The following is a 17,228-nucleotide window of genomic DNA, read 5'->3' on the forward strand; positions in this document are numbered from 1 at the left end:
TATGGGACTCAAGTGGACCGATAGCCGCGAGATCGGCGAAGCGTTATACGACGCATATCCTGATGTCGATCCTAAAACCGTTCGTTTCACCGATCTGCATCAGTGGATCTGCGAACTGGACGATTTTGACGACGACCCTAACGCATCCAATGAAAAAATTCTGGAGGCGATTCTGCTAGTCTGGTTGGATGAAGCAGAGTAATTTTTGCGTCATGATCCTCGCCGCAGGTGCGTTGGCTACGTTCGCTCACCCCAGTCACATAGTTTGCTATGCTCCCGGGGATTCGCTCACTTGCCGCCTTCCTGCAACGCGAATCATTTAGCAAAAGATCTAACGGGCTGCCCTACGGCGGCCCGTTTGCTAATAAGGAAAATAACAATGACAGAAGCCATGAAAATTACGCTTTCCACGCAGCCTGCCGATGCGCGCTGGGGCGATAAAGCCACTTACAGTATTAATAACGACGGTATTACCTTGCATCTTAACGGTAAAGACGATCTGGGGTTGATCCAGCGTGCGGCGCGTAAAATCGACGGCCTGGGAATAAAACAGGTCGCGCTGACAGGCGAAGGATGGAATACCGAGCGTTGTTGGGCATTCTGGGCGGGTTACAAAGGACCAAAAGGCGTCCGTACCGTAATGTGGCCGGATTTAGACGATGCCCAACGTCAGGAGCTGGATAACCGCCTGACCATTATTGACTGGGTGCGCGACACCATTAATGCTCCGGCGGAAGAGCTTGGGCCGGAGCAACTGGCGCAGCGCGCGGTGGATCTGCTGTGCAGCGTCGCGTGCGATAGCGTCACTTACCGTATCACCAAAGGCGAAGATCTGCGCGAGCAGAACTATATGGGGCTGCATACCGTAGGCCGTGGTTCTGAGCGTCCGCCGGTGCTGCTGGCGCTGGATTACAACCCGACGGGAGACAAAGATGCGCCGGTTTACGCCTGCCTGGTCGGTAAAGGTATCACCTTTGACTCCGGCGGTTACAGTATCAAACAAAGCGCTTTTATGGACTCAATGAAATCCGATATGGGCGGCGCGGCGACAGTAACGGGCGCGCTGGCGTTCGCCATTACCCGTGGGCTGAATAAACGCGTAAAACTGTTCCTGTGCTGCGCCGATAATCTGATCAGCGGCAATGCGTTTAAACTGGGCGATATTATTCGCTACCGTAATGGTAAGAATGTCGAAGTCATGAATACCGATGCGGAAGGGCGACTGGTACTGGCGGATGGCCTGATTGACGCCAGCGCGCAACACCCGCAGCTAATCATTGATATGGCGACGTTAACCGGCGCGGCGAAAACGGCGCTGGGTAACGACTACCATGCGCTATTCAGTTTTGACGATACGCTGGCGGGGCGCTTGCTGACCAGCGCGGCGCAAGAGAATGAACCGTTCTGGCGTCTGCCGCTGGCGGAGTTCCACCGTAACCAGCTGCCGTCTAACTTTGCGGAACTGAACAACACCGGCAGCGCGGCGTATCCCGCTGGGGCAAGCACCGCCGCGGGTTTTCTGTCGCACTTTGTTGAAAATTACCGCGAAGGCTGGCTGCACATTGACTGTTCCGCCACTTATCGCAAAGCGCCGGTTGAGCAGTGGGCTGCCGGGGCAACCGGTCTGGGTGTGCGCACCATCGCGAATCTGCTGACCGCCTGAACGGTGTTTTTGTAGGCCGGGTAAGCGAAGCGCCACCCGGCATTTTGCCTGATGACGCCGTGCGTCTTATCAGGCCTACAACCCATATACATAATTTGTGATTCCTATGTCCGAAACTAAAAATGAATTAGAAATTTTGCTGGAGAAAGCGGCGACTGAGCCCGCGCATCGTCCGGCATTTTTCCGTACCTTACTGGAGTCCACCGTCTGGGTGCCGGGCAGCGCTGCCGAAGGCGAGGCGATTGTGGAAGACAGCGCTCTGGATTTGCAGCACTGGGAAAAAGAAGACGGCACGACCGTCATTCCCTTCTTTACTTCTCTGGAGGCGCTGCAGCAGGCCGTGGAAGACGAACAGGCGTTTGTGGTGATGCCGGCGCGCACGCTGTTTGAAATGACGCTTGGCGAAACGCTATTCCTCAACGCTAAATTGCCGACCGGCAAAGAGTTTATGCCGCGTGAAATCAGCCTGCTTCTCGCTGAGGAAGGCAGTCCGTTAAGTACGCAGGAAGTGCTGGAAGGCGGCGAGTCGCTTATTTTATCCGAAGTGGCCGAGCCGCCGTCGCAGATGATTGATTCCCTCACTACGCTGTTTAAAACCATCAAACCGGTGAAACGCGCATTTCTTTGCGCGATTAAAGAACATGCGGACGCCCAACCCAATCTGCTGATTGGCATTGAGGCTGACGGCGATATTGAAGAGATCATTCACGCAGCGGGCAATGTGGCGACCGACACGTTACCGGGTGACGAACCGATCGATATTTGTCAGGTGAGGAAGGGCGAGCAGGGTATCAGCCACTTTATCACCGAGCATATCGCGCCGTTCTACGAGCGCCGCTGGGGCGGGTTCCTGCGCGATTTTAAACAGAACCGCATCATCTGAAGAAAAGAAAGCCGCCCAACAGGGCGGCCTCCTGGCTTACCTGCTCTGGACGTTGAGCGTTACGGGAACAGAATTACCTGGGTAGCTTCTGTCTGCGTGAAGACACAACGTGCCAGAAACAAGAAGCACGACACAAAAGCATCGTACCTTCATGTTGCGGTCCTTGCGAAGACCGCATCACGGCAGCACCGCTGGCGATAATGCCGTGATAGCAGGCACTACGGTGTGCCTGCGCTTACGGCCATGGGTTATCCTCTCCTGAAGCCAGCGCCCGTTTGCGAGACGGCGGAAAGGGCCGGGAAAGATAATACCTCAAATGTTGAATAGTTTCCCGGTAAATCATATTGACATTTGCTCCCTTAAAAGGGAGTATTAATCCCCTACGGTGTGCCTGCGTTGCTATGGCAACAAAGCCTGCTGGAAAGGCCGCGAACCGGACCAGCACAAAAAAACCGCTCAATTGAGCGGTTTTTTTGTGGCCTGCTTAAACAGAATTTATGTAGATTCGCTTTAAATCAGCCTGAACGGTAGGCCGGATAAGCGTGAGCGCCACCCGACATCATGTCGATTAATCGACGAGCGCGTCCAGTTTTGCCCAAAACGCCTCATGATAATCCTCCAGGTCAAGTAAAGCGGCATCGCGTTGTTCATTCATTTTTTGCTGTGCCTTCCATTGCGGAAGATGTAAATCCTCTTCGGTAAAGCCAATGTCTTTAGCGCCCGAAATAATATTATAGAGATATTCCACCAGAGAAGACTCCGCCAGCCAGAATTCATTACGTTCCATGCGGGCAATAGGGTATTCGCCGTTGGCATCCCGTTCTGTGATATAGATAAAAATGGCCTGATCGCCGACATGATCGATACGAATTAATGCCGGAAGACGGGGATCGTTACTCCAGACAGGCATCAGATCTTCAATATCAATACCTGAGCTATCCATGCCAGCGCCGTAATACGCCTCTTCATCAGGGGAGTAAGAATGAATTACTCCCTCGTTATCAATAGATCTTTGTAATGTTTCAATCACAGGCATATTATAATTGCTAAGTAGATCGCGGTCGTAGGCCAGTAGCGCCTTCAGGCTTTCAGGTAACTCAGTGGTTTCCGTATTTTGCGGATCGCGATACTTACGCACTCGCAGACGACTTATTTCCTCGGCAGGCATAGGATTAGGCACCTTATTGCGGTTAACCTTTTTAACCAACTCAATTAAATTAGCGAGTGAAATATCCATTTTCCATCCTTAAAAAATTATATTTACAGGAGTTATTTCCCGGTGAAAACCAAAACAGCGGTGATGATACTCCTTATACCCGACGTAAAGTATTTACCGATAAAAAATAGGATTTTATTAAGAGAAAATAATGACCGTTTGCAGGACAGTGGAAAACAGCTGAATAAAAGCAATGTCTGTAGATCGTTTTACATCAGCCTGAACGGTAGGCCGGATAAGCGTGAGCGCCATCCGGCATGGCAGATATTAAGCGGGTTCAACCGGTAAATCGGTACGCGCGCCCCATTCGCTCCACGCGCCGTCGTAAAGCGTGACGTCAGGCACATCCAGCGTGGCGAGCGCCAGCACCACGACCGCGGCCGTCACGCCGGAACCGCAACTGGCGATAATCGGTCTGTCGAAACTCACGCCGTGGCTGAAAAAAACCTCATTCAGTTCGTCAGTGGTCTTTAATTCGCCCTCATACACCAGTTCCGTCCACGGGACGTTTAGCGCGCCAGGAATGTGTCCGCGCCTCAGTCCCGGACGCGGTTCATCAGCCTGAGCGTTAAAACGCGCCGCCGGACGCGCGTCAACGATTTGCGCGGTTTTTTCATGGCTTGCCAGCAATACGTCGGTGAGGCGCACCACGGCTTGCGGCATGAATTTCGCCTCAAACTCGCCTCCTTCATGCGCCTCCTCGCCTTCGCGCAATAGCCATTCGTCGCGCTGCCAGCCCGCCAGCCCGCCCGCCAGAATGGACACTTTCTCGGCACCGAACGTGCGCAGCATCCACCATGCCCGCGGAGCGGAGAACAGATTGCCTTCATCGTATATGACCAGGTGTTTATCCTGACGAACACCCAGTTCACGCATGGCCACCGCAAACGCTTCCGGGCGCGGCATCATATGCGGCAACGGCGATGCGCGATCGGAAAGCGCTTCAATATCAAAAAACAGCGCGCCGGGAATATGTCCGGCGCGATATTCGCCCGCCATATCACGATGTTCCTGTCCTGGCGGCGCCATACGGGCGTCAAGAATCTGTATTTCCGGATCATCAATATGTTCGGCAAGCCAGTCGGCGGCGACAAAAAAGGCGGTGGTCATGGGCATCTCCATTGTTACCTGATTATGGTCAAATTGTCGGACGTTTCCCGAAAAGGGACAAGTAGAAGAGGCTGTTTTGGCTGGCGAAACCACATTTCTGCGTAAAATTTTCGCATCATCACAGTAATACGGACTTACACAATAAAATTTCTCGCGCATAATATCTCATCAACCGTTGCTGACAGGCCGTTAAGGCCAGGGATGAAAGATGAAACATTTACGCGTGGTGGCCTGCATGATCATGCTGGCGCTGGCGGGATGCGATAACAACGATAAAACCGCCCCGACGACTAAAAGCGAAGCGCCAGCCGTAGCGCAGCCCTCGCCCGCGCAAGACCCGGCACAGCTACAAAAGCTGGCGCAGCAAAGCCAGGGCAAAGCGCTCACGCTATTAGACGCCTCCGAAGCGCAGCTCGACGGCGCGGCGACGCTGGTGCTGACGTTTTCAATTCCTTTAGATCCTGAACAGGATTTCTCCCGTGTGGTTCACGTGGTTGATAAGAAAAGCGGCAGCGTTGACGGCGCATGGGAGCTGGCGCCAAATTTAAAAGAGCTAAGGTTACGTCATCTGGAACCTGAGCGCGTGCTGGTGGTCACGGTTGATCCCGCCGTTAAGGCGCTGAATAACGCCACCTTCGGCAAGTCTTATGAAAAAACGATTACCACGCGTGATGTCCAGCCCAGCGTCGGCTTTGCCAGCCGGGGATCGCTGCTACCGGGGAAAATCGCGGAAGGACTGCCGGTCATGGCGCTTAACGTCAACCACGTTGATGTGAACTTTTTCCGCGTTAAGCCCGGATCGCTGGCGTCATTTGTCAGCCAGTGGGAGTACCGTAGTTCTCTCTCTAACTGGGAGTCCGACAATCTGCTGAAAATGGCGGATCTGGTTTATACCGGTCGTTTTGATCTTAATCCGGCGCGCAATACGCGTGAGAAACTGCTGCTGCCATTAAGCGATATTAAGCCGCTGCAACAGGCGGGCGTATATGTGGCGGTAATGAATCAGGCTGGACACTACAACTATAGTAATGCCGCTACGTTGTTTACCCTTAGCGATATCGGCGTGTCCGCGCACCGTTACCATAATCGGCTGGATATCTTTACGCAAAGCCTGGAAAACGGCGCGGCGCAGTCGGGAATTGAGATCGTTCTTCTGAATGATAAAGGTCAGACGCTGGCGCAGGCGACGAGCGACGCGCAGGGACATGTGCAACTGGAGGCTGATAAAGCGGCGGCGCTATTACTGGCGCGTAAAGAGGAGCAGACCACGCTGCTCGATCTCACGCTTCCGGCTCTGGATCTGTCGGAATTTAATGTCGCTGGCGCGCCCGGCTACAGCAAGCAGTTCTTTATGTTCGGCCCGCGCGATCTCTACCGACCGGGCGAAACGGTTATCCTCAACGGATTACTGCGCGATAGCGACGGTAAAACGCTGCCCGATCAACCCGTTAAGCTGGAAGTGGTAAAACCAGACGGACAGGTGATGCGTACCGTCGTCAGCCAGGCGGAAAACGGGCTATACCGTTTGAATTATCCGCTGGATATCAACGCGCCGACCGGCTTGTGGCATGTCCGCGCCAACACCGGCGATAATTTGCTGCGGAGTTGGGATTTCCACGTGGAAGACTTTATGCCGGAGCGGATGGCGCTCAACCTGACGGCGCAAAAAACACCGCTGGCGCCTGCGGATGAGGTGAAATTCTCCGCTGTCGGCTATTACTTGTATGGCGCGCCTGCTAACGGCAATACCCTGCAAGGGCAACTTTTCCTGCGTCCGCTGCGCGACGCTGTCGCGGCGTTGCCTGGCTTCCAGTTCGGCAATATTGCCGAAGAGAATCTTTCGCGCAGCCTGGACGAAGTTCAACTGACGTTGGATAAAGGCGGACGTGGTGAAGTGAGTGCTGCCAGCCAGTGGCAAGAAGCGCATTCGCCGCTGCAGGTAATTCTACAGGCCAGCCTGCTGGAGTCTGGCGGTCGTCCGGTCACTCGTCGCGTAGAGCAGGCGATTTGGCCTGCCGATACGTTACCGGGAATTCGTCCACAGTTCGCCGCCAAAGCGGTATACGACTACCGTACGGATACCACCGTTAATCAACCGATTGTCGACGAAGACAGCAACGCCGCATTCGATATTGTTTACGCCAACGCGCAGGGCGAGAAAAAAGCGGTGTCCGGTTTACAGGTGCGGCTCATCCGCGAGCGTCGCGACTATTACTGGAACTGGTCGGAAAGCGAAGGCTGGCAGTCGCAGTTTGATCAAAAAGATCTGGTGGAGGGCGAGCAGACGCTGGATCTGAACGCGGATGAAACCGGAAAAGTCAGCTTCCCGGTGGAATGGGGCGCGTACCGTCTGGAGGTCAAAGCGCCGAATGAGACGGTCAGCAGCGTTCGTTTCTGGGCCGGCTATAGCTGGCAGGATAACAGCGACGGTAGCGGCGCGGCGCGTCCGGATCGCGTCACCCTCAAACTGGATAAAGCGAGTTATCGTCCAGGCGATACCATGAAATTGCATATCGCCGCGCCGGTCGCTGGTAAAGGTTATGCGATGGTGGAGTCCAGCGACGGTCCGCTGTGGTGGCAGGCGATCGATGTGCCGGCACAAGGTCTGGAGCTCACGATTCCGGTGGATAAAACCTGGAATCGCCACGATCTCTATCTCAGTACGCTGGTGGTGCGTCCCGGCGATAAATCTCGTTCCGCGACGCCAAAACGCGCCGTGGGGTTACTACACCTACCGCTGGGGGATGAAAACCGCCGCCTCGATCTGGCGCTGGAAAGCCCGGCTAAAATGCGCCCGAATCAGCCGCTCACCGTCAGGGTGAAAGCCAGCGTTAAACACGGCGAAATGCCAAAACAGATCAACGTGCTGGTCTCCGCGGTCGATAGCGGCGTATTGAATATCACCGATTACGCGACGCCGGACCCGTGGCAGGCGTTCTTCGGTCAAAAACGCTACGGTGCGGATATCTACGATATTTACGGCCAGGTCATTGAAGGGCAGGGGCGGCTGGCGGCGTTGCGTTTTGGCGGCGATGGCGACGACCTTAAGCGCGGCGGAAAACCGCCGGTAAACCATGTCAATATCATCGCGCAGCAGGCGCAGCCGATCACGCTCAATGAGCAGGGCGAAGGGGTCGTAACGCTGCCGATTGGCGACTTTAACGGCGAACTGCGGGTTATGGCGCAGGCATGGACAGCGGACGATTTTGGTCGCGGCGAAAGCAAAGTCGTTGTCGCCGCGCCAGTGATTGCCGAGCTGAATATGCCGCGTTTTCTGGCGGGAGGGGATGTTTCGCGACTGGTGCTGGACGTCACCAATCTGACCGACCGCCCGCAGACGCTGAATATTGCGCTCGCCGCCAGTGGGTTACTGGAACTGCTTAGCCAGCAGCCGCAACCGGTCAACCTGGCGCCGGGCGTGCGCACCACCTTATTCGTTCCGGTACGCGCGCTGGAAGGTTTTGGCGAAGGCGAAATCCAGGCGACCATTAGCGGTCTGAATCTGCCGGGAGAAACCCTCGGCGCGCAGCATAAGCAGTGGCAAATCGGCGTGCGTCCGGCCTGGCCTGCCCAAACGGTAAATAGCGGCATTGCGCTGGCGCCGGGAGAGAGCTGGCATGTACCAGATCAGCATCTGGCAAACGTCTCGCCAGCCACGTTACAGGGACAACTGCTGTTAAGCGGAAAACCGCCGCTCAATCTGGCGCGCTACATTCGCGAGCTGAAAGCATATCCGTACGGGTGCCTGGAACAAACCACCAGCGGGTTATTCCCGGCGCTGTATACCAATGCCGCTCAATTGCAGTCGCTCGGTATTACCGGCGATAGTGATGAAAAACGGCGCGCCGCGGTGGATATCGGCATCTCCCGCATACTACAGATGCAGCGTGATAACGGCGGTTTTGCGCTATGGGATGAAAATGGGGCGGAAGAGCCCTGGCTAACGGCCTACGCGATGGATTTCCTTATTCGCGCGGGCGAGCAGGGATATAGCGTCCCGCCGGAGGCCATTAACCGGGGCAATGAGCGACTGCTGCGCTATCTGCAGGATCCCGGTACGATGCTGATTCGTTATAGCGATAATACTCAGGCCAGTACTTTTGCCGCTCAGGCTTACGCTGCGCTGGTACTGGCGCGTCAGCAGAAAGCGCCGCTCGGCGCGCTGCGCGAAATCTGGGAGCGCCGTAGTCAGGCGGCTTCAGGACTGCCGCTGATGCAATTGGGCATCGCGTTAAACACGATGGGTGATGCCAGACGCGGCGAAGAGGCCATTACGCTGGCTCTGAATACGCCGCGTCAGGACGAACGGCAATGGATAGCGGATTACGGCAGTTCTCTGCGCGATAACGCTCTGATGTTGTCGCTACTGGAAGAGAACAACCTCAGACCGGACGCGCAAAACGCGCTATTAAGCTCGCTTTCTGAGCAGGCCTTCGGTCAGCGCTGGCTCTCTACCCAGGAGAACAATGCCTTGTTCCTCGCCGCGCATTCGCGACAGGCCAGCGCGGGCGCCTGGCAGGCGCAGACCTCGTTAGAGGCGCAGCCGCTGTCGGGCGACAAGGCGCTGACCCGTAATCTGGATGCTGACCAGTTGGCCACCCTTGAGGTGACGAACACCGGTAGCCAGCCGCTATGGCTGCGTCTGGATAGCAGCGGCTATCCCTCATCTGCGCCTGAGCCTGCCAGCAACGTTTTGCAGATTGAACGACAAATACTGGGGACCGATGGTCAGCGCAAATCGCTGTCCTCGTTGCGTAGCGGCGAACTGGTGCTGGTCTGGTTAACGGTAGTGGCCGATCGCAATGTGCCGGATGCGCTGGTGGTGGACCTGCTCCCGGCCGGGCTGGAGCTGGAAAACCAGAATCTGGCTGACAGCAGCGCCAGCCTGCCGGAGAGCGGTAGCGAAGTGCAAAATCTGCTTAATCAGATGCAGCAGGCGGATATTCAGTATATGGAATTCCGCGACGATCGGTTTGTGGCTGCCGTCGTTGTCAATGAGGGCCAGCCCGTGACGCTGGTCTACCTGGCGCGCGCGGTAACGCCGGGGACGTACCAGCTTGCGCAACCGCAGGTGGAATCGATGTATGCGCCTCAGTGGCGGGCAACCGGCGCGAGCGAGGGGCTGCTGATTGTGACGCCTTAAATGAACGGTTGGCGTGGTAAACGTGGCCGCTGGCTGTGGCTGGCGGGCGCGCCGCTTTTTATTTTCCTGGCGTTATGGGCAGCGGATAAACTCTGGCCGCTGCCGCTCAATGAGGTCCATCCTGCGCGGGTCGTGGTAGCCCATGACGGTACGCCGCTGTGGCGCTTTGCCGACGCCGGGGGGATCTGGCGTTATCCGGTGACGATTGAAGAGGTCTCTCCCCGCTACCTGGAGGCCCTAATCAATTACGAAGATCGCTGGTTCTGGCGGCACCCTGGCGTTAACCCTTTCTCCGTCGCGCGCGCGGCATGGCAGGATCTTACCGCCGGGCGCGTTATTTCCGGCGGCAGTACGCTGACTATGCAGGTGGCGAGACTGCTGGACCCGCATTCGCGCACGTTCGGCGGTAAAATCCGCCAGCTTTGGCGCGCCCTCCAGCTTGAATGGCATTTGTCCAAGCGCGATATCCTGACGCTGTACCTGAACCGCGCGCCGTTCGGCGGCACGCTACAGGGTATTGGCGCTGCAAGCTGGGCCTACTTCGGCAAGCCGCCCGCGCGCCTGAGCTACGCTGACGCGGCGCTGCTGGCCGTATTGCCGCAGGCGCCGAGCCGGTTACGCCCCGACCGCTGGCCTGCGAGAGCCGAAGCGGCACGAAATAAAGTGCTGGATCGGATGGCGGCGCAGGGCGTCTGGCCTGCCGAAACGGTACGCGAGTCGCGTGAAGAACCGGTCTGGCTGGCGCCGCGTCAAATGCCGCAACTGGCGCCGCTTTTTGCCCGAATGATGTTGAGTAAAAGCCAGAACGACAAAATTGTGACCACGCTGGACGCCGGGTTGCAGCGGCAACTGGAAGATCTGGCGCGGGCATGGAAAGGGCGGCTGCCTGCACGCAGTTCGTTGGCGATGATCGTCGTCGATCATACCGATATGAGCGTGCGCGGCTGGGTAGGATCGGTAGACCTTAATGACGACAGCCGTTTTGGTCATGTCGACATGGTAACGGCGATCCGATCGCCGGGATCGGTACTCAAACCCTTTGTGTATGGTCTGGCGCTGGATGACGGCTTGATCCATCCCGCATCATTATTACAGGACGTTCCGCGCCGTACCGGAGATTACCGCCCGGGAAACTTCGACAGCGGATTTCACGGCCCGGTCAGCATGAGCGACGCGCTGGTACGCTCGCTGAATCTGCCAGCCGTTCAGGTGCTTGAAGCCTATGGGCCGAAACGATTTGCGGCAAAACTGCGTAACGTCGGCCTGCCGCTATATTTGCCTGCTGGCGCGGCGCCCAATCTTTCGCTGATTCTGGGCGGCGCGGGCGCGCGGCTTGACGAGATGGCGGCGGCATACAGCGCGTTCGCTCGTCATGGGAAAGCGGCGAAACTACGGTTACAGCCGGACGATCCGCTGTCGGAAAGACCATTAATGTCGCCGGGAGCGGCGTGGATCATTCGGCGGATTATGGCGGATGAAGCGCAACCCTTACCGGATAATGCGCTGCCGCGCATTGTGCCGTTGGCATGGAAAACCGGCACCAGCTACGGCTATCGCGATGCGTGGGCTATTGGCGTTAACGCGCGCTATATCATCGGCATCTGGACAGGCAGACCCGACGGCACGCCTGTGGTGGGGCAATTTGGTTTTGCCAGCGCGGTGCCATTGCTTAATCAGGTCAATAATCTGTTACTGGCGCATACGGGACGCCTGCCGGAAGATCCGCGTCCGCAGGCGGTAAGCCGCGGCGTCATTTGCTGGCCGGGCGGACAGACTCTGCCTGCCGGAGACAGCAACTGTCGCCGCCGCCTGGCGACATGGCTTCTCGATGACAGCCAGCCGCCCACGCTGCTGTTACCTGAGCAGGAAGACATCAACGGTATTCGTTTCCCGGTCTGGCTGGATGATACGGGGCGGCGTGTCGCTGCCGACTGTCCGCTGGCGCGTGCGCATACGTTTATCGTCTGGCCGCGGCCGCTGGAGCCGTGGCTGCCGCCTGCGGAAAGACGTAGCGCCCGCTTGCCCGCGGCGTCCGACCACTGTCCGCCGCTAAAGGGCAGTGATGCCGCGCCGTTAATGCTGTCAGGAGTGAGGGATGGCGCGGTGATCAGGCAATTGCCAGGCCAGGAAAACGTTACGCTGCCCGTCTCGACTACCGGCGGTAAAGGGCGTCGCTGGTGGTTTTTAAATGGCGAACCTGTTAATGGCGAAAATAATCGCCTTTCTTTATTACTCAATATCGCTGGACGTTATCAACTTGTCGTAATGGATGAGTCCGGTCAGGTTGCAGCGGTTAATTTTGAATTAATACGTTAACAACTCTTCAGAATAAATTATGAATTTCATTTAATTTAAAGTTAATGAGAATTATTAATTTTTCCGGAATTACCCTTAATGAGGGAGCTTGATAAATATCAAGAGAACCAGCGCATAAAAACGTGAGAATGGGTTTTTATTTGACGAGTCGGATCATGAAAAATATAAAAAGCCAGGGAAATGGCGAACAGCCCGCTATTTCTCGCCGCCACTTTATCCAGGCCAGCTCCGCGCTTATTGCGTTACCGTTTGTCTCCTCGCCAGCTACCGCTCAGGCGCGCGCTGTGACGGCAACTGAAAACAGGCCTGCGGAAAAAGTCGTTCAGACATGCAGCACTTTTGACTGCGGGGGCAAATGCGATATTCGGGCGTATGTTAGTGACGGTATCGTGACGCGAATTTCAACGCGACCGGATAATGCGCTGGATGCGCAAATGCCGGTGATGCGTGCCTGTGTTCGTGGACGCGCATACCGTAAATTTGTTTATCACCCCGATAGACTTAAATATCCCATGAAGCGTGTAGGAAAACGCGGTGAAGGAAAGTTCGAGCGAATTTCCTGGGATGAAGCGACAACCTTAATCGCCGATAATTTAAAATCGATTACTGAAAAATATGGCCCGGCTTCGCGCTATGTTCATGTTGGCACCGCCGTTTCCGGCGGCACCTTTTCCGGCGATAAAATGGCGCGTCGCCTGCTGAATCTGACCGGCGGCTATCTCGAAAGCTACCATTCTGTGAGTATGGGCAATACGGCGGCCGCGACGCCTTATACTTACGGCATTGCCGCCAGCGGCAGTTCGCTGGATACGCTTTTGGACACCAAACTGGTGATTCTGTGGGGCCATAACCCGACGGAGACCATTTTTGGTCATACCAACTATTTCTTGCAGAAGATGAAGCAGAACGGTACGCGGTTTATCGTGGTCGATCCGCGCTATTCCGACACCGTTTCCTCGCTGGCGGATCAGTGGATCCCGCTGCTGCCCACCACCGACAATGCGCTGATGGACGCGATGATGTACGTCATCATCAGCGAGAATCTGCACGATCGCGCATTTATTGCGCGCTACGCTATCGGTTTTGACGAAGACTCAATGCCGGAAGGCGTACCGGCTAACGAATCGCTGGTGGCGTATCTGACCGGCGCCAAAGACGGTGTCGTTAAGTCCCCCGAGTGGGCGGAAAAGATCACCCATGTGCCGGCGCAAACCATACGCCAGTTAGCGCGTGATTACGCGAATACCAAACCCGCCGCGTTGATTCAGGGGTGGGGACCACAGCGCCACAACTGCGGCGAGCGCACCGCGCGCGGCTCGACCCTACTGGCGACCATTACCGGTAATGTCGGCATCAAAGGCGGTTGGGCTGCGGGTTACGGCGGCTGCGCTAACCGTAAATTTGCCGCGGGTCCGGAGATGCCGGATAACCCGGTAAAAGCCAAAATTTCGGTGATGAACTGGGTGCAGGCCGCAGACGACGCCAGCAAAGTGACGCCGGATATGGGGCTGAAAGATGCCGATAAGCTGGACAGTAACATCCGTATTCTGTTCTCGCTGGCCGGGAACTATCTGGCGAATCAGAACCCCGATCTGCACCAGGCGGTACGCGTACTGGAGGATGAATCAAAGATCCAGTTTATTGTCGCCAGCGATCTGTTTATGACGCCGAGCGCGAAATACGCTGATCTACTGCTGCCGGAAACCAGCTTTATGGAACGCTGGAACATCGGTGAAACCTGGGGCACGGCAAGCTACCTGATACTCTCTGAAAAACTGATCGAGCCTGAATTTGAGCGTCGCTCCGACTACGACTGGCTACGTGAGGTGGCGGCGAAATTAGGCATTGAGAATGAATTTAGCCAGGGGCGCGATGAGAAAGCGTGGATTGAACACATCTGGGAACAGACGCGCCTGGCGATGCCGGACGAAAATCTGCCGGATTTCGCCACGCTGCAAAAGACCCGTCAGCATCTGTTCAAAAGCGCGCCATTTATCGCCTTTGAAGACAATATTCGCGATCCGGAAAATCATCCGTTCCCGACGCCGTCAGGGAAAATAGAGATCTTCTCGAAGCGTCTGTATGACATGCAGCATCCGGAAATCCCGGCGTTATCGCACTACGTTCCCGCGCATGAAGGCCCGGAGGATGCGCTGGCGAAAGATTTTCCGCTCCAGTTAATTACGTGGAAAGGAAAAAACCGCGCCAACTCAACACAATACGCTAACCCGTGGCTGATTGAAGTGCAGCAGCAGACATTGTGGATCAACCCGCAGGATGCGCAAAAGCGCGGCATTACGCATGGCGACATGGTGCGTATTCATAACTCACGCGGGATTTGCGAAATCCCGGCGGAAGTGACGCCGCGCATTATTCCCGGCGTTGTCGCGATGCAGGCTGGCGCCTGGTGGCAGCCGGATGAGAACGGTATTGATAAAGGCGGCTGTGCGAACGTCCTCAGCTCGGCCCGTATTACCGCCCTGGCGAAGGGAAATTCACATCAAACCATGCTGGTGGAGGTGGCTAAAGCATGAGTCAGTTTACACATTACCCGCCGGTGAGCGATAAACAACTGGGGTTTTTCATCGACTCCTCACGCTGCTCCGGTTGTAAAGCCTGCCAGGTGGCCTGCAAAGACAAAAACAATCTGGAAGTAGGCCGTCGTTTCCGCCGCGTCTATGAAGTCAAGGGCGGAAGTTTCATCCCGACCGGGCAGGGCGGGGTCAGCAATAACGTATTTGCTTATACGCTTTCTATTTCCTGCAACCACTGTGCAGACCCTGTCTGCACCAAAAATTGCCCGACTACCGCTATGCATAAACGCCCGGGCGACGGCATTGTGCGCGTTGATACCGACAAATGCGTCGGCTGTGGCTATTGCGCCTGGTCCTGCCCTTATGGCGCGCCACAGCTTAACGAGCAGACCGGCCAAATGTCCAAGTGCGACATGTGCGTTGATTTACTGGCGAAAGGTGAATCGCCCGTCTGTGTCGCGACCTGTCCGCTTGAGGCCATCAAGTTTGGCCCGATTGATGAACTGCGCGCGAAGTACGGTAGCGTATGCGACGTTAACGGGCTGCCAGATTCATCAATAACCAAACCTAATCTGGTTGTCAAAGCGCATCAGGGCGCAGAAAAAGAGGGTAAACGCCATGCATGAGTTACCGCTGCTGATTTTTACGCTCTGTTTGCAAGGGTCTGTGGGCGTGACTCTGTGGCTGGCGTTGGGCCGCCAGTACGCCGTAGAGGGACGGGTGCCTGCACACGGCGCGCTTCCCGCGATGGCGGGGGCGTTTGTACTGGCCTGCGTGGGGCTGCTTGCTTCAGCGCTGCACATGGGCTATCCCCTGAATGCGCTAAATGCGTTACGTCATGTCGCCAGTTCGTGGCTGAGTCGCGAAATCGTCTTTGCCAGCCTTTATCTGGCGGCGCTGGGACTGGGGGTTGTGCTGCTGTTTTTCCGAAAGCCAGGCTGGCAGCCGCTGCTGGCGCTGGCGGCAGCGTTCGGGCTGGTGGATGTATTCTGCATGGCGCAGGTTTATATCCATGCCTCGGTGGCGACCTGGCAGCATAGCAACACGCTGGCGCTGTTCTTTGGCACGTCAGGCATTATCGGCTCGGTAGTCATTGCGCTGGCTTATCTGCGCAACGCTGGCGCCGCAATGCGCTGCGCTGTGGTGGTGGTCGCACTGATGGTGCTGATTCGCCTGATCATGCAGCCGCTATGGCTGGCGGATATTAATGCGGTGGATACGACGGTCGTCACTTTCCCGCATCATCCGCTACAGGCGCTGGCGCAGTTGCGTGACGTCTATCTTCTCGGCTGGTGTGTCTCAGCGGCGGGAATGCTCTGCTTTGCCGCAGGCGGTCTGCGAAACGCCAGAGGGACTCTGGTGGCGGGCAGCGTATTGCTGCTTCTCGGCGAGATTATGCTGCGCTACGTCTTCTTTAGTATTGGCTGATGGTTAACCTGACGATCGATCCGGCGGTAGACGTGACGCAGGCCTGCGTCCGTCGTCGCTTTCGTTTTTCTTCCTGCCGCGCTTGCGCCGATATTTGTCCGGCGCAGGCGTTTTCGCTGGCGCAGGGGCAGGTCAGCATAGATACGACGCGCTGCATAGCCTGTGGCGACTGTCTGTTTGTCTGTCCTGTTGACGCCATTACCGGTATCAAACCGGTTAAACGCTTTGTGCAGGGGGATACGTTGGTGGGGCCGTTTTCGCTACAGGCGCCAACGGTCGATGAACTGCTTCTCTGGCACAGCCAGTACGGTATTCGCTTTATTGATATTGCGGTGGAGCGATCGGCGCAGTGGCTGATGGCGCTGGCGAGGCTAAATTTAGCGCTGCGCCGCTACGGCGAGCCGGGCTGGTCTTTCAAACACGTTGTCGGCGCGGAGATTAACGCCTCGCGGCGTACTCTGTTTCATGTTCCGCGCGACGCCATTACCCCGTGCGCCGTCGAGCCGGGGAAACGGCGTCTCAGACAGGCGTTTTCCGCGTTCAGCGAATGCGTACCCGAAATCAGTCCGCAAGAGTGCAGGATGTGCGGCGCCTGCTGGCGAAGCTGCCCGGAGAACGTTATCCAGTTTGACGACAATACCCTGACGATAGTGGCGGCGCGTTGTACGGGATGCGGCGGCTGTGCGGCGGTATGTCCGCATCAGGCGCTGCGGCTGCGGTTTGACGTGGAACCCGCGTCAACGCGGCATAGTGCGGCGTATACGCTCACCTGCGAAAGCTGCAAACGTACTTTCCATGCTCTCACGCCTGAACACACGCACTGCGTGCTGTGTCAGTCCCCTGAGTTTGCTGTGCGCCTTTAACTTTTGTTGCTAATGCTCATTTTATTTTAAAAAAATGTTACCTATATCCATAGGCAATTGATGGGATGCTCT

Annotated in this window: 13 protein-coding genes; 10 read left to right on the forward strand and 3 right to left on the reverse strand. The window is 56.4% G+C overall.

Translation table 11 applies throughout. The annotated features are described in order from the left end of the window. The first annotated feature begins 1 nt into the window (after position 1). The 3 genes from iscX (at position 2) to sseB (ending at position 2,546) form a co-directional block, all read left to right on the forward strand. Positions 2-202 (forward strand): Fe-S cluster assembly protein IscX, encoded by a 201-nt coding sequence (gene iscX, locus ACLJNW_RS19550; RefSeq protein WP_000523621.1) that lies wholly within the window; start codon positions 2-4, stop codon positions 200-202. Positions 203-379: 177 nt separating this feature from the next. Further along, positions 380-1,663 (forward strand): aminopeptidase PepB, encoded by a 1,284-nt coding sequence (gene pepB / locus ACLJNW_RS19555; RefSeq protein WP_023204497.1) that lies wholly within the window; start codon positions 380-382, stop codon positions 1,661-1,663. Positions 1,664-1,769: 106 nt separating this feature from the next. Then, on the forward strand, positions 1,770-2,546 hold the full coding sequence (gene sseB, locus ACLJNW_RS19560) for an enhanced serine sensitivity protein SseB (protein WP_001522413.1): 777 nt from the start codon (positions 1,770-1,772) through the stop codon (positions 2,544-2,546). 36 nt (positions 2,547-2,582) lie between these two features. On the opposite strand, the gene timP is transcribed toward sseB, so the two are convergent. Both timP and ACLJNW_RS19570 read right to left on the reverse strand, forming a co-directional pair. Next, positions 2,583-2,699, reverse strand: a complete 117-nt coding sequence (gene timP, locus ACLJNW_RS19565; RefSeq protein ID WP_242617172.1) for a small toxic inner membrane protein TimP — start codon at positions 2,697-2,699, stop codon at positions 2,583-2,585. A 415-nt stretch (positions 2,700-3,114) separates the two neighbouring features. Further along, positions 3,115-3,783, reverse strand: a complete 669-nt coding sequence (locus ACLJNW_RS19570) for a DUF5066 family protein (protein ID WP_000355298.1) — start codon at positions 3,781-3,783, stop codon at positions 3,115-3,117. A 42-nt stretch (positions 3,784-3,825) separates the two neighbouring features. Here ACLJNW_RS19570 and ACLJNW_RS19575 point away from each other — a divergent pair, with 42 nt between their 5' ends. Beyond that, positions 3,826-4,050, forward strand: coding sequence for a hypothetical protein (locus ACLJNW_RS19575; protein WP_024143097.1), 225 nt, complete (start codon positions 3,826-3,828; stop codon positions 4,048-4,050). Here ACLJNW_RS19575 and sseA read toward each other — a convergent pair. Continuing rightward, complete coding sequence (gene sseA / locus ACLJNW_RS19580) at positions 4,030-4,872, reverse strand: 3-mercaptopyruvate sulfurtransferase (protein WP_000205246.1); 843 nt, start codon at positions 4,870-4,872, stop codon at positions 4,030-4,032. The two genes, ACLJNW_RS19575 and sseA, sit on opposite strands and share 21 nt — an antisense overlap. A gap of 208 nt (positions 4,873-5,080) precedes the next feature. Here sseA and ACLJNW_RS19585 point away from each other — a divergent pair, with 208 nt between their 5' ends. The 6 genes from ACLJNW_RS19585 (at position 5,081) to ACLJNW_RS19610 (ending at position 17,156) form a co-directional block, all read left to right on the forward strand. After that, entirely contained in the window at positions 5,081-10,015 is a 4,935-nt protein-coding gene (locus ACLJNW_RS19585) for an alpha-2-macroglobulin family protein (RefSeq protein ID WP_024154448.1), read from the forward strand. After that, positions 10,016-12,331 carry a peptidoglycan glycosyltransferase PbpC gene (gene pbpC, locus ACLJNW_RS19590; protein WP_023204204.1) on the forward strand — a complete coding sequence of 772 codons (2,316 nt, stop codon included), beginning with the start codon at positions 10,016-10,018 and terminating at the stop codon, positions 12,329-12,331. It abuts the gene before it with no gap. 155 nt (positions 12,332-12,486) lie between these two features. Continuing rightward, the gene (locus ACLJNW_RS19595) at positions 12,487-14,865 is read left to right on the forward strand and encodes a DMSO/selenate family reductase complex A subunit (RefSeq protein ID WP_023204203.1); all 2,379 of its coding nucleotides are present in this window, start codon (positions 12,487-12,489) and stop codon (positions 14,863-14,865) included. Next, complete coding sequence (locus tag ACLJNW_RS19600) at positions 14,862-15,491, forward strand: DMSO/selenate family reductase complex B subunit (protein WP_000077440.1); 630 nt, start codon at positions 14,862-14,864, stop codon at positions 15,489-15,491. Before ACLJNW_RS19595 ends, ACLJNW_RS19600 begins: the two co-directional genes overlap by 4 nt. After that, a complete protein-coding gene (locus tag ACLJNW_RS19605; RefSeq protein ID WP_000544876.1) occupies positions 15,484-16,293 on the forward strand; it encodes a dimethyl sulfoxide reductase anchor subunit family protein in 810 nt (269 codons plus the stop codon). The genes ACLJNW_RS19600 and ACLJNW_RS19605 overlap by 8 nt, the downstream gene beginning before the upstream one ends. Then, positions 16,293-17,156: a 4Fe-4S binding protein gene (locus ACLJNW_RS19610; protein WP_024154449.1), complete on the forward strand. Its 864-nt coding sequence runs from the start codon at positions 16,293-16,295 to the stop codon at positions 17,154-17,156. Before ACLJNW_RS19605 ends, ACLJNW_RS19610 begins: the two co-directional genes overlap by 1 nt. Positions 17,157-17,228 lie beyond the last annotated feature (72 nt).

Origin of the sequence: Salmonella sp. SAL4457 (assembly GCF_046548235.1) — a bacterium.
Lineage (GTDB): Bacteria > Pseudomonadota > Gammaproteobacteria > Enterobacterales > Enterobacteriaceae > Salmonella > Salmonella enterica.